General features: G+C 35.7%; 18 protein-coding genes and 1 CRISPR repeat array. All 18 genes read right to left on the bottom strand.

What is annotated here, in order from left to right:
- Window positions 1-3 precede the first annotated feature (3 nt).
- The 18 genes from IPJ53_10835 to IPJ53_10750 all read right to left on the bottom strand — a co-directional run bounded on the left by IPJ53_10835 (window position 4) and on the right by IPJ53_10750 (window position 22,074).
- Window positions 4-3,483 (bottom strand): peptidoglycan DD-metalloendopeptidase family protein, encoded by a 3,480-nt coding sequence (locus IPJ53_10835; GenBank protein MBK7799602.1) that lies wholly within the window; start codon window positions 3,481-3,483, stop codon window positions 4-6.
- An 18-nt stretch (window positions 3,484-3,501) separates the two neighbouring features.
- Window positions 3,502-4,524 (bottom strand): alpha/beta hydrolase, encoded by a 1,023-nt coding sequence (locus IPJ53_10830; protein MBK7799601.1) that lies wholly within the window; start codon window positions 4,522-4,524, stop codon window positions 3,502-3,504.
- Window positions 4,525-4,544: 20 nt separating this feature from the next.
- Window positions 4,545-5,396, bottom strand: a complete 852-nt coding sequence (locus IPJ53_10825) for an N-acetylmuramoyl-L-alanine amidase (GenBank protein ID MBK7799600.1) — start codon at window positions 5,394-5,396, stop codon at window positions 4,545-4,547.
- 4 nt (window positions 5,397-5,400) lie between these two features.
- Window positions 5,401-6,636: a hypothetical protein gene (locus IPJ53_10820; protein ID MBK7799599.1), complete on the bottom strand. Its 1,236-nt coding sequence runs from the start codon at window positions 6,634-6,636 to the stop codon at window positions 5,401-5,403.
- Between the two features lie 2 nt (window positions 6,637-6,638).
- On the bottom strand, window positions 6,639-7,694 hold the full coding sequence (locus IPJ53_10815; protein MBK7799598.1) for a hypothetical protein: 1,056 nt from the start codon (window positions 7,692-7,694) through the stop codon (window positions 6,639-6,641).
- A gap of 9 nt (window positions 7,695-7,703) precedes the next feature.
- Window positions 7,704-8,108, bottom strand: a complete 405-nt coding sequence (locus IPJ53_10810) for a hypothetical protein (GenBank protein MBK7799597.1) — start codon at window positions 8,106-8,108, stop codon at window positions 7,704-7,706.
- A 51-nt stretch (window positions 8,109-8,159) separates the two neighbouring features.
- On the bottom strand, window positions 8,160-9,485 hold the full coding sequence (locus IPJ53_10805; GenBank protein MBK7799596.1) for a hypothetical protein: 1,326 nt from the start codon (window positions 9,483-9,485) through the stop codon (window positions 8,160-8,162).
- Between the two features lie 11 nt (window positions 9,486-9,496).
- On the bottom strand, window positions 9,497-10,240 hold the full coding sequence (locus tag IPJ53_10800) for a hypothetical protein (GenBank protein ID MBK7799595.1): 744 nt from the start codon (window positions 10,238-10,240) through the stop codon (window positions 9,497-9,499).
- An 11-nt stretch (window positions 10,241-10,251) separates the two neighbouring features.
- Window positions 10,252-10,896, bottom strand: a complete 645-nt coding sequence (locus IPJ53_10795; GenBank protein ID MBK7799594.1) for a hypothetical protein — start codon at window positions 10,894-10,896, stop codon at window positions 10,252-10,254.
- A 402-nt stretch (window positions 10,897-11,298) separates the two neighbouring features.
- A CRISPR array of direct repeats spans window positions 11,299-13,038; the repeat unit is 31 nt; unit sequence GTCTTAACGGATTATCAAATCCTTATCTATT.
- A 118-nt stretch (window positions 13,039-13,156) separates the two neighbouring features.
- Window positions 13,157-13,798 (bottom strand): hypothetical protein, encoded by a 642-nt coding sequence (locus tag IPJ53_10790; protein MBK7799593.1) that lies wholly within the window; start codon window positions 13,796-13,798, stop codon window positions 13,157-13,159.
- Between the two features lie 45 nt (window positions 13,799-13,843).
- Window positions 13,844-14,674, bottom strand: a complete 831-nt coding sequence (locus IPJ53_10785) for a hypothetical protein (GenBank protein MBK7799592.1) — start codon at window positions 14,672-14,674, stop codon at window positions 13,844-13,846.
- 50 nt (window positions 14,675-14,724) lie between these two features.
- A complete protein-coding gene (gene csm5 / locus IPJ53_10780) occupies window positions 14,725-16,071 on the bottom strand; it encodes a type III-A CRISPR-associated RAMP protein Csm5 (GenBank protein ID MBK7799591.1) in 1,347 nt (448 codons plus the stop codon).
- Window positions 16,061-17,083, bottom strand: a complete 1,023-nt coding sequence (locus IPJ53_10775; GenBank protein MBK7799590.1) for a hypothetical protein — start codon at window positions 17,081-17,083, stop codon at window positions 16,061-16,063. Before IPJ53_10775 ends, csm5 begins: the two co-directional genes overlap by 11 nt.
- A 2-nt stretch (window positions 17,084-17,085) precedes the next feature.
- Entirely contained in the window at window positions 17,086-17,808 is a 723-nt protein-coding gene (csm3, locus tag IPJ53_10770) for a type III-A CRISPR-associated RAMP protein Csm3 (protein MBK7799589.1), read from the bottom strand.
- Between the two features lie 2 nt (window positions 17,809-17,810).
- Entirely contained in the window at window positions 17,811-18,221 is a 411-nt protein-coding gene (csm2, locus tag IPJ53_10765; GenBank protein MBK7799588.1) for a type III-A CRISPR-associated protein Csm2, read from the bottom strand.
- Between the two features lie 7 nt (window positions 18,222-18,228).
- Entirely contained in the window at window positions 18,229-19,698 is a 1,470-nt protein-coding gene (locus tag IPJ53_10760) for a hypothetical protein (protein ID MBK7799587.1), read from the bottom strand.
- Window positions 19,699-19,937: 239 nt separating this feature from the next.
- On the bottom strand, window positions 19,938-20,429 hold the full coding sequence (locus IPJ53_10755) for a UpxY family transcription antiterminator (GenBank protein ID MBK7799586.1): 492 nt from the start codon (window positions 20,427-20,429) through the stop codon (window positions 19,938-19,940).
- A gap of 187 nt (window positions 20,430-20,616) precedes the next feature.
- Window positions 20,617-22,074, bottom strand: coding sequence for a DUF692 family protein (locus IPJ53_10750; GenBank protein ID MBK7799585.1), 1,458 nt, complete (start codon window positions 22,072-22,074; stop codon window positions 20,617-20,619).
- Window positions 22,075-22,091 lie beyond the last annotated feature (17 nt).

Raw genomic sequence — 22,091 nt, 5'->3', positions numbered from 1 at the left:
ATATTATTTATCTACACGGTTTAGATTGATGCGAGGATAACGCGCCTTGTCATTTTCATTCAATTTATCTTCAAAGGTGTCATCCGTGTCGAAATTTGCAGCATAATCTTCGCCATCTGATAGAAGACTATGTGCTTTTTTAAAATAGTAAATGGCCATTCTGGTTTTTTGAGTCTTGATCGTATCATTTGTAAGTAAAGAACCAAGCTCACTGATTATCAATTTGTAGTATGATCCTGCTTCTTTTAATAGATGCGGGATTATCCATCCATTTTGCTCTGGCTTAATCGCATCATTATTTTCTCTGAATTTTATGTTTACTAATTCGTCGTCTATTAAACTTCCAGGCACTAACGAAATATTGACCGCGTCTGTAAGGCCGGTTACGTTTTTATTGGTCGGTTTAGTCCCCCAATTGCCATCAATACTTCCAGGATATTTGAAATCATCATTATCGGGTCTGTCGTCTTTGAAGTAGTTTAGCTGTGCTTGAATTCTAAATACTTTTTTGGCATCCCCCGCCATGTAGGGGCAGTGAAGGTTCCGGGAGGCCCAACATTCTGAACATTTATTCAGATTTGCATTTGGTAAATCATTAGATCTTATTACACAACGAAATGCAGCTAAATTTCCATTTTTGCAATCACATGGAAATAACCTGTAGCCATCAAAATCAAGTATTAAATTTTGATTAGGACTGTTAATATCCTCAGCCGTTAGCTGGAAAATATCTTTAGGCTTTGTAAGTCTAGCATATTGATTACCAATTAATATATTGTATCTAATTTCAAAATGCAAATGTGTTGGGCCATCAATATAATTGCTACTATAATCTCCTTCACCGTTACTTCTACCTATTGTTCCAATTTTTTGACCTGCCAATACTCCAGTATTGTGTAAATTTGATACTTTAGTTTCCATATGTGCATAAAAAGCTTTGTATATTTTATCTGTAATAATTCTATTAATTATCTGCACACTGTATTGTAATCCAAAACCTCCTTCATTCTCATTTTTTATCACACCACCATGAAATGCAAAAAGGAGAGAAGAGTTGTTACTGTTACTAATAGTGCTTGAGTCGTCATTGCTTAAATAGTCTATACCTTGATGCTGCTTGTTACCGCCATCTTCATCTTGCCGCGGAGTAGGTCTATTGTTGTCTACATATGTCTGAAAAAGTGCAGGATAGTTATTGGAAGAAAATTGCTGGCCATCAAATTGATATGCATAATCTGATTTCAGCACGAGTGAGCCGTAGTCCCTACCTTTTCCTGTACCTCCACCTTTGTGTTGTGTTACTAATACAGGCATATTTCTTTGATTATCTGGAATTTTTTCAGAGATACCGCTTGGGTGCCCATTAATTGGACTAACATTACCTTTTATCCAATGAGTTGCCGTATTCGGTATTGGTGCCCACACCGGCTGACACCACTGCATTCCAAAAAGGACAAAATGGAAGGGGTGTGCAATAAGGTCATAGAAACTGGAGAGTAAATTAGACTGAATTTCGGTGCCGGCAGCGTCTTTAATTTTTATCACTTCATTCACCCTTAGTTTTCTGGAGCCATTTGTTCCGTTTTTTACTTCCCATCTAAAGTAATCTTTAGTATTATCATATTCTTCAGGATTCCAATCCTTTTCTTGTTCCTGGGTGCTATCAATCCATGATACTGTAAAGTTTGTATTGGTTATTGTATTAGGGTTAATTTCCGATCGTTTAATGGTATCAGTTTCAAATTTTAATCTTTCAACCAATATAGGAAACTCCCAAAATCCAATTTCAATTTTTAAGGGTTTTCCTGCAATGAAGAAGGACTTTGGTACTCTTATTTTAAGCTCGCCAAATTCGTCTGTCTCCCGGTGTGACAAGTATTCCGCCTCGATGTAGATTAAATATATGTCAATCGGGTCTCCTGTAGCTGGTGAGACTATTGCAGGATTAGCCAGTCTGTTTTCCCAGTATTTGTTGTATTGAAGCCTAGCGTCAGGTCCAAAGCTGTTACCAGGGTTTCCATTATTATATCCCAACTCATTCAGGGCTATTTGCGCTCTTTTCGCCAATGTGTAACTAGGATTATTTTGGCTTTCTTCATAAGAGAACTTCGGAAAATCAGTGCCATCTTTTATTACTTCATCATTTTCTACCTTAAACTTATCATGTCCAATCTTGTGATTATCACCGGCGGATATCACCAAACTTTTCATCTTTGCAAATGTAATAGGTCGGCCAGAACGTACATCCAATACTTTAATTTTGATTATCTTGAACTCAATTGGAGATGCAGTGATGTTATCTGAGAAAACCCTCTGCATGAAATAGGAATATGTTGTATTTGCTTTTTTTGTAGTTTTTTTGTATTCATCCCGTGGGCCATTGAAAAAAGCAGTACAAAGGCCGGCTACGACTTTATTATTAGTAATAAAAGAGGCCGCGCCAATTGCTTGCCAATCATCCTTAGTCTTTTTTAACTGATTAAGAAGAAATAAACACATTTTAATATTTGACTTTGGAAAGCGTAGCAGATTATATATGTCAATTCTGTCTGCCAAGGCAAGGCCATTGAAACTATCAAAAATGCTTTTTTCTTTAATGGTGCCGGTAAGAACAGTGTAGGTATTCAAATACCTGGGGGTATAGATTGGACTATTATCGGCATTAAAGTTATTTATATCGATGAAATCATTTTTTGGTAGAAACATTGCAAGGATATGCGGTCTTACCGAGCAAACTCCAATGCTAAGAGGATTTCTCTCGTTAAATATGTATGGAGAGGGATTTGGAAATACGCTCTCAGAGTTAAGTGAATGGCCAAATTCTTCTCTCTTCCAGAAATTGTCTAACTGATTAATTGAGGGCATATTGCCAAATGCAATAGCCGCTGCCAGTTCTTTTGGAACATCCATTACTTGACCAAAAGCATTGATTCCTTCATTGAAATAGGGCTTAAAGTAGTTCCCAAGCATTCTTGTAGCATTTGGGTTGCCCTTATAGGCTATAGGTGGATGGGCATTATTGTCTTCGCTCAGCAGGTTTTCGATATTTTGTTTAAGTCCATTTAATTCTTGGCTAAGCATAACTGCCCCTATAGGGATCAACCCTTCGCTGATAGTACAAAAAACTTCTATCTTTTTTGCTTGGGTGTTAACAACAATTGTATTATTGGAGTCTTTGAATTTTGATGAATCAATGAAGAGGGTGTTTCCGAAAGATGGATTGATAGTCAAAATCACGTTATTTGCACTTCCTTTAAATACAGCACTCCAATTATAAGTCAACTCTGTGCCAGCAGGTCTATTCACAAAAGCCACATACCTATTCCAAAAAGGCAAAGCCGGCCCTATAGGTATTGGCCCAGTAAGGTGAGACACAATCAAGAGCTTACCACTAACATCAATATCAGAAGCCTCTCCAAGTTTCTCCGCATTGGCTTTCGTAAACCCTCCTGGAATTCTAGCTTCAGTATTTCTAAGTTTCATAAAAGGCTTTTATCAATTTTAATTCAATTTATCTTTTACAAATTCCACTCCACTGTTCCAATTTCCTGCTCCCTGACTATGAATAGTAACTATAGTGTTACTCGCAACATCTTTCAATCTTAGATGCCATTCCACATTTTGTGCAGCTAGTTTATTTTTTAACTTTAAGCAATGATTTTTATGGTGATTGAGCACATCTTTGCTTGAAGGACAATTACCCAGGGTTTGATTATTTTGAGCTGCTTTATTTTCTATCCAAACCGGTGGATCAGTGTTATCTATATATTGTATAATATCTACCTCAGCTCTGTAACTTTGAGTCATACTTAAAAAAGCAGGAATATTGCTTATGGTAGCAGTACCCAAACCATAAATTGATTTTACTTTAGTTGGGGTTAAAATGCTGATGATATTTGTTAAATTACAATCAGGAAATACACCCAATCCTCCCTGCCATTTATTTATATCGTATGTGGCCTGTGGTATGTCTACCCATACTGCTTTATAAGGTCTGTTTACAGTATTGTCTTCAAATGCTATCAACATCGCTATACCAGCTCCCGCTGAGCTGCCCCAAAGAGCGATCCTATCAGGGTCAATGCCATAGCTTGATGGTAGGTTTCGTATATCAGCTATTGCATCTTTACAGTCTTGAATGCATTTTCGGAGACCTACGGTTTCATTAGATGTGTTTAATAACCGATATTCTAAAGATGCAACCGCATAGCCGGCATCAAGAAAGGCAGCTACTTGAGCTATGTTATTTGCTGGATTCATAAATTTTCTTTTATGACCACCTGTAAAGCCACCGCCGTGGATATATATCACTATAGGTCTATTTGTAAACCCATCTGGGAGATATAAATCATATTTTTGTCTGGCCAGATTGTTGCCATAATCTTCTTCATAACAAGTGCAGGTTACAGTTGACCCAAAAGGATGGTCATTCGAACAAGGATTGCCAACTATTATTTTATCTGCTTTGTCTTTACTAGAGGAGAAAAATAATGTCGCACTTAATAGAATGAGTTTTAGTGTCATTTTTACATTTTATGTTTAGTTTATACTGCTCTTAAAAAAGATTTATTTACAAAGCCTATATGATCCATAGTGCCTTCAAGACTTATGGATACCCAATCATTCAGCACAGCATTGTTGCCAACATACTTATATCCTTCAGATCTGATGTGTACTTTATCACCATTGTTTAGTTGTCTTATTAACTTAAAATTTCCTGACATGCCTCTTCGTACATTCAATTTACCATCAGTAGTCTGCACTGTAAATGTATTGCCGTTATCATTGCCCCTATTTGTAAACAATGGATAAAAATCAGTAAACGGAAATGCAGGCCCAGGATCGGGCTTACGTCCCAAGGCAATCTCGTCATGACCTATCAGATCCTTTATTCCTGCATATTTCTGTACTAAAACCTGACAGACATCTCTGAATGCATTCAACTGTGCAGTGGTGTATTTTTCCCAATACAAATTGGTTTCTGCCCCATTAAAATGTTCTGCCTTCACAACTTGCTCCTCAGATAGAAAACTTCCTATTGGGGTGTTGTGGGTATCTACCCATCCATAACTACCATTACTAAAGCGAGTGACATACCCGCGATTAGCCAAACAGATACCTATTGAATGATCATTTAAACCAGACAATCCTTTCCAGTTACTCACACCAGCATGTCTTGCTCTTTTGTTAAATGGAACACATTGTGTGATTGTACCATTTCTGTCTATGATAACATGATAGCCAAACTTAACTTTCTTCAAATGAGTGATAGAACCACTTACAGAAATACCCGCAGTATAATGGGCAGATATATACTTTGTTGTAAGATTACCATCATTTCTATCCAAATCGGAATATGTTGCATTTACGAGTTTGTGGTTAGTGATTTGAAGCATGGGCTTATCTTTTTATAATATTATCTATAATATTGAATGATTCTACCTCTTGGTTTTTATTCCAATAATGGGTATGTGATTCAAGTATCCTTTTAAATGTTTTAGGTTTAATAGGGGGGTGATCATGAATATCTTGGCCGAACAGAGCTCTTAATTTGCCACCTATAATGTCATTCTCAAAATGTATATTATTCCATTCAACATATTTAAATACCGAATAATGGGTAGGAATGTATTTTTTAGTTTTCTTATTTAAATAGAATAATTTGCTAACGTCTTTGATTGGCTCACTTACTGGATATTCTCCTAACTCCTTTTTATTCTTGAATAAATCTTTATTTTTAGTTAAAATCATTTCCGCATGGCATAACGGTGAGCCACAGGTGATGAAGTCTGTAACCTTCCATTTCCAGCCTAAATCTTGCATTTTATTAAAACTTTCTTCCTTTGATCCTTCTAATAGTTCTTCTGTGTCTTTCTCTTCTAGTCCTTCAACATTTTTAAATAATTTATTCAAATTTCCAAAAGTATTGATTAGCATTTCGTACGCAATGATAGACCCTAGGCTGTGACCGACTATAACAATTCTTGAATAATCTTTATCATGTAAGTTGGTTAAAAAATCAACCGCAATATTGGATATTCTTTGCCTGCCTTCTATATTGGAAGGGTGCGGCACTGTATATCTGATAACATCGCCAAAACTCTGAGTTAACAGCCTGAAGATATTTCTCAGTTTATAAAATGCAACAACGGATACAATGAAAAAAAATAAGCGACTCCAAAGAGGACAACATGAAATAATCCAAGTAAACAGCCAATAGTAAAAGAAAATTATAATGGAAATTAATAATAGAAGGCCAATAGAGCTCCTTCTGATAATACTAATATACTTATTTAATCTTTCTGAAGGCTCTTTTTTCCAAATAAGTTTATACATCCAGGAAATTGTATCTGACACACTTGGTTCCTTAATAAGGTGCGCCCAATAGTATTCATAGCAATCATATTGAACATTATTATGAAAACCAATTAATTTCCGTTGATCAAAACTGCCGGTAATTCTCTCAGGAGCGGAGTAAATACTTTTTGGGTTATCATCTTTATCTTTATTCTCTTCTATCTTAAAAAGATTATCAACAAAATCGGTAATTGTTTCCATAGGGTACTGATTACCCATACCGTGGATGACTACTATGGCTGTTTTGGAGCTTATAGTACTATCATTTGTCTCATCCATTTTTATTTAATTTTAAATTGGATGGTATCTTGTGCAAATATTTTTCCCTGATCAATGACACTTGCAGAAATAAATAACGGAAGTTCTGAATTCCAAAGGGAATCCACAGGTGTTAAATATGTCGACTTTGCGTTCGCAGTATTAATTGCATTTCCAGTTGTAAATAGAAAAGGTGGAATGAAGTTTCCATATTTTACTTTATTTCCATTTTGCAACTGAAATGCGGAAAGCTGAATAGAGATTTCTTTACTTACACTACCTGGTGTTTTCTTATTAAAAAAAACATCTAAAGCAACAGTATCTTTTATTTCAACAAGTTGTTTATTAGCAACTAGCTTCATTTCATCCGGATAGGATTTTTGAATATAAAAAGTAGTGTCAACTGTATATATTTCCAAATTATACTTGATATTCACTAGTCCATCACTATCTGTAGTTTTAAATTTTACACTTGCTTTACCCAATACATCTAAAGGGATAGACATTTCTTTTAAGTCGGATGTCAAAAAAGCGATAGGACCAGAGATATTTACTTTAACGGACTTTCCTGCATAATTAAAGTTGTTAATGGAAATATCAGATTTAATGATGGTAAAGTTATCTCCGGTCAATTTAGTAATATCAAGATCGTAAACAACATCTAGAACTTTTACATCATTTTTCTTAAGTACAATATCCACATAGTCAACATAGGTTTTTTCCTGAAAAGTGACAGAAACTTTTGCCTTGTATGGACCAGCCAATGTCCCTATAGTTAGCCTTGCTGTTGCAGTCTTGTTGCCATTCAAATTTTTAGTAAGTGTTGTTGTTCCTCCTTCAGAAACAAAACTTCCCAGACCAGCAGGAACTTCAAAGGTTACATTTAAAATTCCATCATCTGACTTCTTAGGTATACAGGCAGTGAGAATAATATCTGTTGTGCCATCTGCAAAGGCTTCCAACTTGTCCGCGATTAAACAGATAGGATTATCACCAAAATCTGTGCAACAATCATATTCTATATCACTCGTGCATTGAAGGAGAAAACATACATTTAAAATAACAAATAAATTTTTCATTTCAGTGTTCTAATTTTTAATTAATGCAATTCCCATTCTTTTAGCCTCAGTTCTACCTTCAATGAAACAATAAATTATAAATATCTCAGCTTCAATAGAAATGCTTGATAATATTTTTATTTGAACAGGTTCCCTTATTTCTTTTGTTTCTTTAGTAATAATTTTAACAATTTTTTTTGTAAAGGCACCGTTAAAATCAAAATAAGTTCTACCTCTTTCTTCTATTTCCAAATTAAAAGATATTTCTTGATCACCTTCTATTTGGCTTATTTCAAAAATACAAATTAAAGTAGTTTCATAAACTGCATTAGGTTTAGCTATAAATTCATTTGGAGAAATTTCTGGATTTTTTGTTTCGACTAATTTTTCCTTGGAAATTTTAGGCTTTACTCTTTTAATTACAATTTTTACCATAGCTAATACATTTTTTATTTAATAATGGAATTATCATTAATATTTTAAGAATTAATTTTCTACTGCCTTCGATGCAGTACTACTTTTAATTTTATTATAACTTTTGTTAATTGTATCTCTTAAGACTAAGTCAAATGTGCAAGATATCGCTGGCATAATTCCAAATGTCTGTTTTGAAATCAATGGATGATCACTTTTTCTGTTGAACATATTTCCTGATATTGATAAGAATATTCCATCAAATAAGATGTAACCAAACCCAATATCTAGGCTGTTATTTGTATTCAATATCCCTTTTCTTTTTCCATTATTTAAATAACTGTCACCCGATAAGATTGTTGTTCCGACATATACAGTAAATCTTTCACATTTTTTATGCGTTAGCTTAATTGGAAAATTTGGACTTACTGATTTGGATATTGGAAAATGAGCGCCAACAGAACCATAAAATAATCCATACTCATGATTATTATTTTCTCTAAAATCAAACCCACAACCTATTCCAAAGCTACTAATTATTCTTTTTCCAACTCTTTCAGTGTATACATTTGAAAATGTGCCAATTGTTTTAATAACGATTACATTATTCGTGAGAATAACATTAACTTTTTCATGTAGACTGTTTTTAAATTTATTATAGTGATCAATAAAGCTATTACATTCTGCTTTTTTTACATATTTACAATTTTTAATCATTTTGATTAACTTATGTATTTCGTCATTATCATTTAATTTTACACCGTCAGATTCATTACTGCATTTTTCATCGAAAATATTTCCAATTGTTCCAAAAAGATTTGCTAATTCTCCTGCATTAGTTTTAATCAAATTTGCTTTTGATCCAATGTCAAAGTTTTTATTAAACTTTTGAATACTATTACTAAGTAAATCGGGCAACATTTTATTCAATGCTTTGGTGGCAAAATCCGAACTGAATTCTTCAGCTTTTAAACTTTTAAAGAATTCTGGTATAAATATTAAATCGACAAATCCAATATTATTCAAATGTTCTTTTACACTATTTAACTCGATCTCAGTAATTTTATCACTTTTTCTTATTAGTAAAAAACTATAAAATCTATTTTCCTTTAATGCATCAGCCTTATTTACAAAAATTCTATAATTTGGTCCATCGGGTGTGACCATTAACTTGCACTCAGTTGTTTTTTCTTCGGTTCTGTCTATAATTTTAAATTCATATTCTGACTCGGTTCCTTTAATAATTTGACTGTTTTTCAATATAAAATCAAAAGGGACATAATATGGCAATTCTATCTCTTGATCAAGATTTTGAAAATCTAAAACCACCTCAATGGAACTTGAAAATGCTGAAAAATTGCATAATAAAATACTAAATAATACAAAGTATTGTTTCATTGTCTACTATTTTAATTATTCCTAAATACCTCTGGAAAGCTTTTATCTTTCGATAGATCCATTTCCAACTTAGTCCCATCTTCTGTCAAAACACCCACTGTAAATGCCCCGTAAGCAATTAAATGGAGCTGAGCCACACCATTTTCCGCTTCAATAGTCCTGATGTAATTTAAAAAAGTAGGGTGGAGATGGAAAGTAACCTTTCCATTCAATGGTTTTGAAGAATTGATGGATGTTACATAAAGTGTTACTTTAAATAACTTTGGGTTATTTTCCATTGCAACTACAGATGCTGTAATTCTTTTGTCATTATTTATGGAAAGGTTTCCCCATTTACCTTTTTCCGGATCATCAGAATATTGCACGGTACTTCCAATATTATTATCCAGCATGGCCTCCATGCCCATCGTTTTGAGAACTGGTTCAAGTCTTTCCAGATAATCAGAAATCACTTTTTTAGGAAGTGCTTGAACAGCACCTTGGGTATAATCATTGAGCTCCTTTTTTAGGTCGTGTTTTTCCTTTTGTTGTTGTTCGATGGCTTGATTTTGCTTCTCTATAATCTTAGCGGCTTCTGCCTCCACAGTTACAGTTTTTCCATCCACCACCACTTTTGTAGTCCTGTTAAGTAAGCCATGGACACCTGAAAAGACCAATCCCAGGTGTTTTCTTACCATAAATATTATGATCAAGATGGTTGCTTGCCAATTCAATAGTGCCGTGATCTCTCGTAATGTATCTAATATATCCTTCATAACTATTCTGGTTATGGATTTTGTGAATTATTCGACGGTTGCCTTGTAGCAGCCTCTTCTTTGGTATTTTTATTCCATACATTGATTCCATAAGGGATAATACCTATGCCTAATCCTGCTAAAATTTTCCATAGACCATCCGCATCTATACCACCATTACATTGTGCAACCAAGAGGTACCCATTATACATCACCAAAGTAGTGGCTACAAAAATGGCGGTTAGGCCCGTTAATAAAGCTATGAATCGTGAAGTGCTTTGGGTTTCTATTTCTTTTTTCTCCTCAATACCGTTAGAAGGCGGCCTGTATATTTCAAAAAGTTTGACGACTTTAAACTCCTTAGATCTATATAAAACTATAAAAAGAGTTATTGCAAAAATCGTCATTATTACAGGCATAAAAAATATGATGCTCCAATGTTGCCATTTAAAATCATCATATTTTTTAGTACATTCAATCTTAGTCGATACAGTAATTTGTTTCTGTAGCTCTAGAATCTTGTATGATAAGCTATCAATTTTAGTTTTAAGCTTTTCTATGGAAATAGAATCTTTGTTCAAAGGAGCAGCTGAAGCTTGATCAGCAAATAAACTTATGCTTGAGGAAGCAATAAGTATAGAAACCAGTAGGGTGAGGTTAAAGTAATTGGCATTCATATTCTTCTATTTTTGTTCATTTTTTATTTTAGTCCTGATATTTTGAAAAAGTTATCAGTTAACTTAAAAGTATTTTGACAAAGTTATGTTATAGAAAATTACTTGCTAATATAACTTTTGTTAGATAACCGATTCGGAGATGCTAAACCCAATCCATTTTTAAATAATATTTGGAAAAATTTCTTAAGTTCACTGAATTCAAGTTCTTAATGCTCTGGCAAACTGACCATAATTGTTTGCAATGTTTATTGTAACAAATGGCTATTCTGAATCCTCGTTTTAATCATGCATTTGGCAGTCATAAAGTGAATCAACGAAAATAGAAATAGTAAACGGTGATCTGCAGGATTATTACTTCCCGAATTAATTATAAACGAACAAATACTTATTAATAAGCACAAAGTCTTAACGGATTATCAAATCCTTATCTATTCTGACAAAAATTGCTTAGAATTTTTTCAAAATTAAATGTCTTAACGGATTATCAAATCCTTATCTATTCTGACCAGTCAAAGCCCAACTGGGTTTAAAGTACAAGGTCTTAACGGATTATCAAATCCTTATCTATTCTGACAAACTGGCAAAAAGCTAACAGCATTAGAAGCATTGTCTTAACGGATTATCAAATCCTTATCTATTCTGACAAGTGGAACAGCGATCAAGATTTCAGCGTGTAAAGTCTTAACGGATTATCAAATCCTTATCTATTCTGACTAGCTGTGACAGAGGAACTTGAGAAAATATAGTCTTAACGGATTATCAAATCCTTATCTATTCTGACGGTAGTGATAACAGCGACAGAAGCCAAAATACTGTCTTAACGGATTATCAAATCCTTATCTATTCTGACACCACCTCCAGAAAAGATGGTCCTATCAAAAAAAAGTCTTAACGGATTATCAAATCCTTATCTATTCTGACATTGCAATTCCCAGCATAAAATTAAATTCAACGTCTTAACGGATTATCAAATCCTTATCTATTCTGACTTATTGATTGAGCTGTTGAAATTTGTAAATAAAAGTCTTAACGGATTATCAAATCCTTATCTATTCTGACTCCAACTGGGACAGCTATCACGTGGGTGATTCGAATGTCTTAACGGATTATCAAATCCTTATCTATTCTGACCTTTCAGAATCCAAAAAGACACAGGTTGAATTGTCTTAACGGATTATCAAATCCTTATCTATTCTGACTAGGCAGGGTTTTCAAACAATAACAAGAATTGTCTTAACGGATTATCAAAGCCTTATCTATTCTGACAATCGAATCGAATCGTCTTAACGTAATATCAAATCCTTATCTATTCTGACCATAACTTGCCTGGTGATATGTTGTGGTATTTAAAGTCTTAACGGATTATCAAATCCTTATCTATTCTGACGGTGTACTTGTGTGATTGCGTCAAGTGGCGGAGTCTTAACGGATTATCAAATCCTTATCTATTCTGACCACCTGGGAAAACGTGGGTGTCATCGGCAAGAAGTCTTAACGGATTATCAAATCCTTATCTATTCTGACATGAATTAAAATCTGACACTTTTCACTTGATAGTCTTAACGGATTATCAAATCCTTATCTATTCTGACATGAATTAAAATCTGACACTTTTCACTTGATAGTCTTAACGGATTATCAAATCCTTATCTATTCTGACAATTTTTTTTAAACCAAGAATCGAAAAAAGAAAAGTCTTAACGGATTATCAAATCCTTATCTATTCTGACGCAAATGCCCTGGTATGAACCAGCATATGAAATGGTCTTAACGGATTATCAAATCCTTATCTATTCTGACCCGCCTAGGTGGAATTTATAAGGAACATGTAGAGTCTTAACGGATTATCAAATCCTTATCTATTATGATCAGCAGCGAATTAAATTTTAATCCTGCCATATATAGTCTTAACGGATTATCAAATCCTTATCTGTTCTGACCGCCATACCTGTGTCGGTAGTCGTGCTTATGCTTGTCTTAACGGATTATCAAATCCTTATCTATTCTGACAAATCCGGACAATCAGTAAGATGTGTGTTCGAGTCTTAACGGATTATCAAATCCTTATCTATTCTGACTGGCTACCAAAATTCTCGTAAAACTGCTCTATCGTCTTAACGGATTATCAAATCCTTATCTATTATAATCTATCGCCAAATTGTTGAGCTTTCTCTTTTACTTCAGATGAAAAAAGTTTTTCATAAGGTAGAATTTGAAATTGCGTTCTATTCCACTCGATAAAAATCAATAATGAATAGAATCACACATGGTGTATTGGACCAAACCCAACAGCAGTTGATTGTCCTAGACGCATGGTCTGCGGCAGTCTAAAATTGCATTTAAATACAATCCTAAACGCTGTCTTTTTCTGGTCGTGATAAACAACCAATGCCTGTTGGTAAAAAGCAGCATCAATTATGCTTACCTTTAAATAATTGGCATCTTTGCTGTATTCGTAGTTGATGTGATGGAAGAAAGTCTGTAGGTTACCATAAAGGTATTTTTCCAATCGGTCCAAGCGCATAAACCGATCTTCCATCGAGTTTAATTCTTTAGCCACTTCGTCGCTAACAAGAAAAGGGTAGGTGGCGTATTTTTTCTGATAGGGCAGGAAAGATGGCGTATAACATTCACTGATACGAACCGTATTTTGAAGTAAGTGGGTATTCCCTGCCTGGAAGAGCCTGTACCATAACTCTAACGCCTTTACGGCTTCGTACCCTATGGCCGTCCATTCCGGAGATCCTTGAAAACGGCCTAGTTGGATTCCTGAATATTGCATCTCTTTGTTATGGAAAATCTGAATATCGACTTTTTCCAATGCGAGTTCATGTGGATGCTCTTTTAATAAGTCCTTGGCGCCTCCTAAGAACAGCCGAGTGGTGTCGGGATCGCTAGGCATTCGAATATCTAGGAGGCGGAGAGTAAGGATGGGGATAATCATCTTTTATACGATTCTAATTTCTTCAGCAACCCTAATGTATTTAAGTAGATGGTTTAAGTTGGCATACACTGAATAAGGTTGATTGGCAAAGGACAGATATGAAAGTTTGGCTTCTCTCAATTGTGTCTGGCCAAACAGTACAAGACCAATCCTATGAATTTCTAACTTGTCAAAAAAGGATTTTAAAACAGAATTATTAATATCAACTTTATCTTCAACTTTGAATTCATTAAAAAGTTCGTCATCCAATACAATGACTTTGATAGGACAATTTTCATCAATTCCTTTGTGGTAAAAAAGTTCAAATTCAAAATTATTTAAATTTTCCAAAGAATGGTGTACTGCGTGCTTATAATTATGACGGATGCTTTTTTCCAATGTTCTGAAAGCTGCATCCTCTTTTTCATGAGTGCTTTTATGTAAAATTAATATTCCACTGTTTTCTTTGAGGAAAATTGTTTCCTTCTCTGTTTTGGCCACTCTCTCCATTTCATTTTCATACTCGTTGATTTTTTTGGCAAGCGAATTTTGAAAATTGGATTTAAAAAAACTGTAAAATATACCCACCAAAGCACCTAAAAGGAGTCCGGCAACACCATAAATTACCTCGAGCATGGTTATGAAACTATCTGATAATTTATCGGCTTTTTCGCTGTATTCTTTTGAAATTTTTAAAGTCTCATTTCCATTGTCAATTCGATTTCCAATTTGATGCAAGCTATCTTTTATTTCTGTTCTGAATTCTTGAAATACTTTTTGGTTTACTCCTGGGTCTTTGGCCTGGATATTATTAATAAATGCAATTAAAAAACTGAATGCTATATAATACTTCATTGTTCCGAATTTAATAAAAATTAGAATGGTTTGCAAAAACTTTTTAATTTTCAGGTGTTAAATTTTACTTGAATGATTCTCCCATCTTTGCTCATTTGGTGGACCAACACATTAATGGTTTCTCCCTCTGTAAGCTTTTGATGCTTGAACATAAGTATTAAAGAAACGTTTGTCAATGGAGAACCATTAAGAATTAACCCCACCTTTTTTGGTCCTGTTATGATTGCTCTAAGCTGAGTACCAATATTGACCATCCCTTCCATTTGGTTGATGGGCAGTTTTAATTCTGGTCTTATTTCCTCAAGTTTCACCCAACCCATCATTTGCTTGTCCTGAACAGTAAGAACCCGAGTACGTGGGAATTCACCTGGTTCTTTTTTCAAAAGGTTCAAAATGGCATCCTGGACTTCCATTTTCAACAGTGGTATTATAGTCTGAAAGAAAATAGTCTTGCCCTTTCCCATTCTAGCTATAGCATAATCGTCATTGGCCGTTGATAACAAATCCTCGTACTGTTGCAGTTGAACTAACAGTGCCGACTTAATGGGTGGGAGTGGATTTGCGGTATTCACCAATTGGCGCTCTTGAATGATTAGTTTTTTTGTATATTCGTTTATACAATTGAACAAAGGTTTTAGGGTAGATGATTTGAGATATTTAAAATCCGCATTTTCAAAATCTGAACAAATAGTCATCTCTAAAGGCAATTCTACTCCTTTGTCAATACACTCTGAAAGCCAGTCAAGACCTTTGCTTGCATCCATCGATTCTTGTGATAAGCTTTGGCGATAGGTTTGTTCGATGACCAATTTGTCGTCGGACACACAGTCTGTATCGTATGGTCTTATGGACTGGAATACTTTTTCTGGCATCAGTTCACGTTCTTTTTTCTCCCAATAGTGCCTTACGGTGCGCAAGGTGTTTTTCTCAGAGAGCCGCTGCAAAATGTCAGACTCTATGGTTCTTAGTTCCTGGGGGTTTTCTTTAAGATACCTGAAAAGGATAGAAGTGCGTAGCATCCCTTTAATGGAACTGCCTGGCACGTAGGCTTCACCTTTGGTTTTGATGTGCAGATGGAGCTTGTTGTTCGAGTTTGTGTTAATATCTTTCTGATTTAACCTGAGGGTGCGTATTGCAAAGTCAGCTGGCGTGATGTCCCAATCTTTGAGCGTCTTAAAGAAGTCGAACCCTTGGTCATGTGTCAATATCCGCTCGACATAGTCATCGAAATGGTTATCTGTCTTTAGCTTTTCCATCAAATCTTCGTGGCGTAGAAAATAGACATTGTCGTTTGTTTGGAGAAACTCGCCTACAGAAGTAAGTTCCTCTCCGTTACCGATGTGGAGGGGGCTAAATGTGGTAAGTTTAATTTGGAATTGTTGATGATTAGTTGCCATAATTCACAGGGATTAGGAATGGAATGCCAAGCCTGTAGATCATGCGCTTGTCCTCGTCTGGACCTAGTTCGACCAGTCTGCCTTTGAGATCATTGGTGGCCACGAATGCACCTTCGTCAATCATTCTCACCACGTTCACACCTTCTTTACCTGTTCCGAGTAGGCGCCCTCCGCGCAATGAAGTCGAATAGTAAATAACCTTGGAAAATTCTGTGGCATCCGAAGGGTTCAACAGCGAAACGCAAACAAACTTGGAATCAGTGGACATTGGCCCAAAGTCGAAAATATCAAATTCCGGTTGGCTTCTAACTGTGCGTCCTGTGTTTTTGATTTCACCACCAATGCCTGTGTAAGCCATAATATTTGCGGCTATTTTTAATTCAGTTTCTGCCTGCCCCTCGGCTTCGTACAAAAAGTACATACCAATGATCAACTCATCGCTGCTTCCAATTTCCACATCAGCCTGATAATAAATGGCCTGATCTTCCAAGCCTCTTTTCGGGCTTTTTGGGCTTAGAACTGTCTTGGCGATGTGGTCGAGTGCCGGGCTACCTAGATTTTCGTGCTCCTTATTGGTCATCACGAACGTGCTTTGGAGAGTATGGTAGCTGGCGTTTTTCTCATCAAACCACTTTTCTGGTTCGAAGCCGTTCAGCCAAGTGCCCAATGAGACGAATTTGATTAGGTTACGTTTTTTGTGGTTACCATCGACGGTCTTTGGGCTTTCGATGTCGAGGAAAACGGGCTTGGGCAAAAAATAGACTCGCTCTTCATTGTTTTGGAGGTAGTAAAACAAGGAGGAGATTTTGATGCTGCCACCATCTGGCCTAAAACGCATTATGAAATCTTCTGCTCCATCAGCAAAGCTGGAATAAGCGTTTACCAAAGCCGAGAAGAGTGTGTCGGAATGGGCAAACAGGGAAGTGTCTGTCAAGGCCAGGTCGTGGTCGAGCTTCAGCTCACCAAAGTGGAACCTACTGCATGGCTGTAAAGGGATCCGGACTACCTTCATGGTTATGGGTTGTTAGATTTGAATTGGTATAGGTTGAACTCACTGGGTGTGATGCTGCCATCATCGTTGAAAATGATTTTCAATGCCTTAAGACCGGTGATTTCCACCTGCCCAGAACCACGTGTGCCACCGCCACCGAGGTAGTCTTTTTTCAAGAGTTGGAAACCGAGGTCGAGGGTTTCCAAGAGCTTATTACAGTCATCAACTATATAGACATCCATGACCATGTCCAAAGAAAATTTTGTGTCCTTCGTGACGCGTTCTAATTGTCTAGGTTTGGCCTCGCCTGTGGCCCTTGTAATGTTGTTTTCGGTTTTTTCTTCTAAGAAGTAATTGTTGGCATCTTTTAAGTAATTGTCCCTGACAATCAGCCTGCTAGGAATTATAGGTGTAATAACCTTATCTTTTTTATCCTTTCGCATCCACCCAATATATTTATTGCCTCTATCATCTTTAAATTCACCGTTTCCGGCAAAAAGTTTTAAGGTCTCATCTTTGTCTTCATCGAGACTTGTATAACCTTTCTGTTTTGCGATTAGGCTCCTCAATTTACCCTTTAGCGAACTGCCAGGTATAAAGGGCACTTTGCCACTTCCATGTTTTACTTTGATGACTTCCTTGTCAATGCCTCCAATATCGAGGTCCACTTCTGACCCACCAATGTGCAAACCAGTCTTGATAACGATGTCACCCGTTATGAGTAATTTGTAATCTAGTTTTGCCATAATTAATTAGTATTTTGTCCGTGAAGTTTATGGTATGCTACAAGTGCGTTCATGATTTCCTTGAAGGCTTCATATTCTGTAGATGTATTTAATTCCGAGGCCATTTCTCTGATAAAAGCAATGACCTTTCTGCCTTTCTCTTTCTGAAGACGTGCCTCCATGTATGCCAGTTTGGGAATGACCAGGTAGAACTTAGACAATTTATCCTTGAATTCGTCTTTTTTCACTTCTTGCAGTATGTTCCGTAGTTGCGTGTAGGTTATGTTCCGTGCTTGTTCACGCATCATCTGCTCAATGCAACCGATCGCCTCCCTTACACTTTCGGGAGCTGAGTCGGGCCCTATGGAGAGTAGGTCCTTAAAGGACTTTTTTGGAAAATATTGCTCTAGCAATGGGTTGGTATTGTTTGACATATTTGGATTAGTTTCTTCGTTTATCAAATTCCGCAAGCCGCGCTGCGACAGCAAAAATCAGTTTATAGGTCTTTTTTCTGACCGGGTTTGTTTCTGTGGTGGCTTTAGTAAGGTAGCTATTGTATTGGTTAAGTATTTTACTGCCGTTCCCTTGGAATTTCCGCATGTAATAGCCTAACTTCCAGAAATCTGATAGTTGAATTCCCTCGCCTTGAGCAATTTTGAGAGAAGTTAACCGAGCCTTGGTTAGTAGGCCAGAAGTGAATAATCCTGAATTCGTAATACTATTAAAAGAATTGCGCAACTGAATTATTTCTTTTTCCATTATTTCCCAATCTAAAACTTCTCCAAAAAGGCTGATATTACCCTTGTGGCCTTGGTGTTTGTACTTGGCATCCTTGATGGCGTCGTCTGCCATTGCAGCAAACCGGACAACGGGAAAGTTAATATCCACGATTACGAGGGCAGCGGAGATAGTCAGCTCTGGTTCTGGAAAATCCACCAAAAAATTCTTTTTAATCTCGATAGCTAGTTCAAGTAGAACATTCCATTTTCCAACAAAATAGCTGTCATCGCCACCGGCCGTAACCACGTAAATTTTATTCTGAAAATCTGGCATTCTGATGATTTTCCGCAACTTGTCGTTGAAGAATTGTTGAAGCCGCAGGTCAAATGCTCTATGAGCTTCGATAGACTTAACTGCTTCAAGCGTTACCCCAAGATTGTCAACGTCCATAGCAAGGACACCCAATTTTTGGATACCTTTTATAGTTTTGTCCTGTGCCAGCATTTCGAAGGTTGTGGGAACTGGAAAAAAGCTCTCCAGGTATTTGTTCAACAGGATGCCTTCATTGCCGAAATGGATTGTATAACCTCCTAATTTCATTTGGTTGCCTTCTATAGAGAGCACTCCATTAGTCATTTTTGCTCCAGACTTTTGGATGGAAAAATGGGTGACCTTCTTTAGCTGATCTGTTACTTTTACCCATTTATTGTTGTCGTTGATTGTGGAGGTAAAGCTTCTTTCAAACGGCTCGAAGAATTCATTTTTCCCCTGCAGCAGGTTGTACTTCCGCTCTCTTATTTTCTGGTTGAGTTCTTTGAGGGATTCTCCATAATTCTGCCCCATTGGGACATAAGCCAATAGCATGTTTAGTCCCGTAAACTGCAAGGCTTTGTTGAGAATTTCCTGCACTTCGTCAATATGGTTTTGGGAAGGCAGGTCAAGTAAAAGAATGAAATTACCCCCAGAGGTGGATACTTTCGCTTTTGTTTGGACTGCACCCTCTGTAATGGTATATTTATCAAAAATCATTTGCATGCCCAGCTCTAATAGAATCTTAATGAAGAATGAACGACCTTTAAGGGATTGGGCAGCGAGTTTAGAGTTCACATTGAAGATGAAGCTTTGTATGCCTGAAATATCACCTTTTATAAGAAAAGATGTAGTTGGTTGAAATGTAATGTTAGACTGCATTATTTTTAAACATATCTAATATATGAAAGAAGATAATTCAATAATCTTTGTGCCTTATGTAGGCTATTGTCAAAGAAACATCACAGTTCTAAGACCCATTGACCAAATGCTAAAGCACTAAATGGGATGGATCTAAAATTATTGGGTTTTTATTTAACCCTAAATACGGCTCCGCCGATACCACCCACAAAAAGTTGCAATGGTTAAATAAAAAACTCCGATTATCTTAATTTATCCTATCACCCAAACTGCAAATCATCCAGAGGCACATCAATCAGAAATCCCATTGACCATCGCTCTAATTTGAGTTGTACAGTTTTCTTGCCCAAAAAATCCATTAAAACTCCACTTCGACCCATAAGTAACCCGGAGCGGATTTTTACGATTTGTCCTTTAATTTTGACTAAGGGATGAAGAGAAGATGGGATAATGCTTAATTGATTTGTTTGCAACAATTTTATTTCTTCTTCATCCAGTACCGCATCCCTATTGTCATGCCGCACGTAATGTTTAACTCCTTTGACTTGGAAGACAGCATTGCGGTCTTTGTCTTCATTGTACACAAAGATATAACTTGGAAAGGCAGGAATCTTTATGTTTTTAATCCGGTCCGACCACACTCGCTTTATATTTATTTTAGGTAAAAAATGCCTGATTCCGAGCTTCTCCATTTGCTGCTCGACTTTAAATTCATACCGGCTTTGGATGTAAAGTACTCTCCAGATGGGCATAGAAGGGATGGTTGTTAAGCGAAGATAAAATTAAATTTTTAATTCTTAGGATATTTTAGGATTTTAGAATCACTATTTGTACAAGTTAAACTAATGGCCGAACGGTGGCATTTCAACATGCCAACGCCTTCGTTGGCTTTTAGTTTGGCTATGGAAAGATTAACGTGCGTGCACAGTTCAGAATTTTTCATGAGTGAAAAACAGTATTGATGCCGTCAATTTTTTTAAAATCTGGCTCAATTGTTACTAAATAATTGTTTTTTTTTAGGTTGTCAAAAAGTTCCAAATTTGCTAAACAATTTACCATTTCCTCCGGATGGTATATTAACTGCACCTCTATTGCAGATTCACTAACAATTGAATTGATTGACGCGATTTCATATTTTATAATAGTTTCCAAGTCTTCATCATCTTTGAATTCCGATGATGACATCAAATATTTTGCAAAATCTAATCCATTATCCGAAGCAAATAATTTAGATATTGAATTCTTCCAGTAAACCCGAAGGACATCATTAAATTCATTCATTCCATATTTTAAAGCAAAATACCTACAACTTAATTTTAGGGAACTTACTATCAATGAGCCTTTGAATTTTTCAACTAATTCTTTTATTATTATTAGTCCTTTATCAATTTTTAATTCTCTTGACAATTCAGTGTCACAAGTCAAATCTCTACCAATAGCTAACGTTCCTAATGTTAATTCCCACTCAGCTACAGTGGGGGGGGGGGAATTAATTTTTTTATTGGAAACAATTTTATTTCTTTTATGGTAAATTCCTCTCCTTTCCCATATTCGGTTCATTTTTTCCAATTGGATTGAAATTGCATTTTGGGGAATAAATGACAAGTACTCTGGAAGCATTTCAAATATTATCGCCTTTAAATTTGGCAATTGACATACTATGTTTTCAAAAACTTTAATTATCTCGTCACTGGATATATTTGAATGTGCGTCTAAATAGTATCCTTTATAATAAAACCCTCCTGCAAGATGAATTTGAGTTACACGTTCGTGAGAAATTTGTTTAAAAAAATTCCTCACTTTTTGTCTTCCATTTCTTTCGTTTGCAATAATGTTGTGTATGTCTAGTAATATATCACAATTGGAATTTTCAGCGACAGTGTTTATGAAAAGACCATCTTCTATTTCATAATTTTTAGGTGCCAAATAATTCACTCCTGTTTCAAACGAAAAAGGAATGTTAAAATAATTTTTGTATTTTAAAATTGAATTAACAGCAATTTCAAGTCCTTCTGGTGATTGAAGCGGAGGTAATAAAAAATTTGTATTCAAAATATGATTATCTATTTTGATGTTGTTGAAACTTAAATGTTCACTCATTCCAACAGGATTTAATTCAAGTTCCATTTGCTTTAAGCATCCCAAGTGGTTAATATTTGGTTGTAAGATTCCACCGATTGGATATCCTACGCCGTGAAACAATTTTGTTTTTTGGGATGATTTTAGATAATCAACTTTTTCTTTGTCAAATGTAAAAGAATCTAATCCAGAGTTTGACCGATACCAAAAGGTTTGTGGCTCGATTTCAATTACCTGAATCAAATCTGGATTAGACTCTAAAATTTGTTCAAATCCAGAAAAATAAATAATTCCAACGCCTGATTCTGGAATACTCATTTTTCATTTTTTTAATA

Origin of the sequence: Candidatus Vicinibacter affinis (assembly GCA_016714365.1) — a bacterium.
Lineage (GTDB): Bacteria > Bacteroidota > Bacteroidia > Chitinophagales > Saprospiraceae > Vicinibacter > Vicinibacter affinis.
Note: the sequence above shows the minus strand (reverse complement) of the source record. Positions and strands in the feature narration are given on the sequence as shown.

Coding starts and splice junctions, on each gene's coding strand:
- IPJ53_10835 (MBK7799602.1), bottom strand. CDS start 3,483: ATGAAACTTAGAAATACTGAAGCTAGAATTCCAGGAGGGTTTACGAAA.
- IPJ53_10830 (MBK7799601.1), bottom strand. CDS start 4,524: ATGACACTAAAACTCATTCTATTAAGTGCGACATTATTTTTCTCCTCT.
- IPJ53_10825 (MBK7799600.1), bottom strand. CDS start 5,396: ATGCTTCAAATCACTAACCACAAACTCGTAAATGCAACATATTCCGAT.
- IPJ53_10820 (MBK7799599.1), bottom strand. CDS start 6,636: ATGGATGAGACAAATGATAGTACTATAAGCTCCAAAACAGCCATAGTA.
- IPJ53_10815 (MBK7799598.1), bottom strand. CDS start 7,694: ATGAAAAATTTATTTGTTATTTTAAATGTATGTTTTCTCCTTCAATGC.
- IPJ53_10810 (MBK7799597.1), bottom strand. CDS start 8,108: ATGGTAAAAATTGTAATTAAAAGAGTAAAGCCTAAAATTTCCAAGGAA.
- IPJ53_10805 (MBK7799596.1), bottom strand. CDS start 9,485: ATGAAACAATACTTTGTATTATTTAGTATTTTATTATGCAATTTTTCA.
- IPJ53_10800 (MBK7799595.1), bottom strand. CDS start 10,240: ATGAAGGATATATTAGATACATTACGAGAGATCACGGCACTATTGAAT.
- IPJ53_10795 (MBK7799594.1), bottom strand. CDS start 10,896: ATGAATGCCAATTACTTTAACCTCACCCTACTGGTTTCTATACTTATT.
- IPJ53_10790 (MBK7799593.1), bottom strand. CDS start 13,798: ATGCCTAGCGATCCCGACACCACTCGGCTGTTCTTAGGAGGCGCCAAG.
- IPJ53_10785 (MBK7799592.1), bottom strand. CDS start 14,674: ATGAAGTATTATATAGCATTCAGTTTTTTAATTGCATTTATTAATAAT.
- csm5 (MBK7799591.1), bottom strand. CDS start 16,071: ATGGCAACTAATCATCAACAATTCCAAATTAAACTTACCACATTTAGC.
- IPJ53_10775 (MBK7799590.1), bottom strand. CDS start 17,083: ATGAAGGTAGTCCGGATCCCTTTACAGCCATGCAGTAGGTTCCACTTT.
- csm3 (MBK7799589.1), bottom strand. CDS start 17,808: ATGGCAAAACTAGATTACAAATTACTCATAACGGGTGACATCGTTATC.
- csm2 (MBK7799588.1), bottom strand. CDS start 18,221: ATGTCAAACAATACCAACCCATTGCTAGAGCAATATTTTCCAAAAAAG.
- IPJ53_10760 (MBK7799587.1), bottom strand. CDS start 19,698: ATGCAGTCTAACATTACATTTCAACCAACTACATCTTTTCTTATAAAA.
- IPJ53_10755 (MBK7799586.1), bottom strand. CDS start 20,429: ATGCCCATCTGGAGAGTACTTTACATCCAAAGCCGGTATGAATTTAAA.
- IPJ53_10750 (MBK7799585.1), bottom strand. CDS start 22,074: ATGAGTATTCCAGAATCAGGCGTTGGAATTATTTATTTTTCTGGATTT.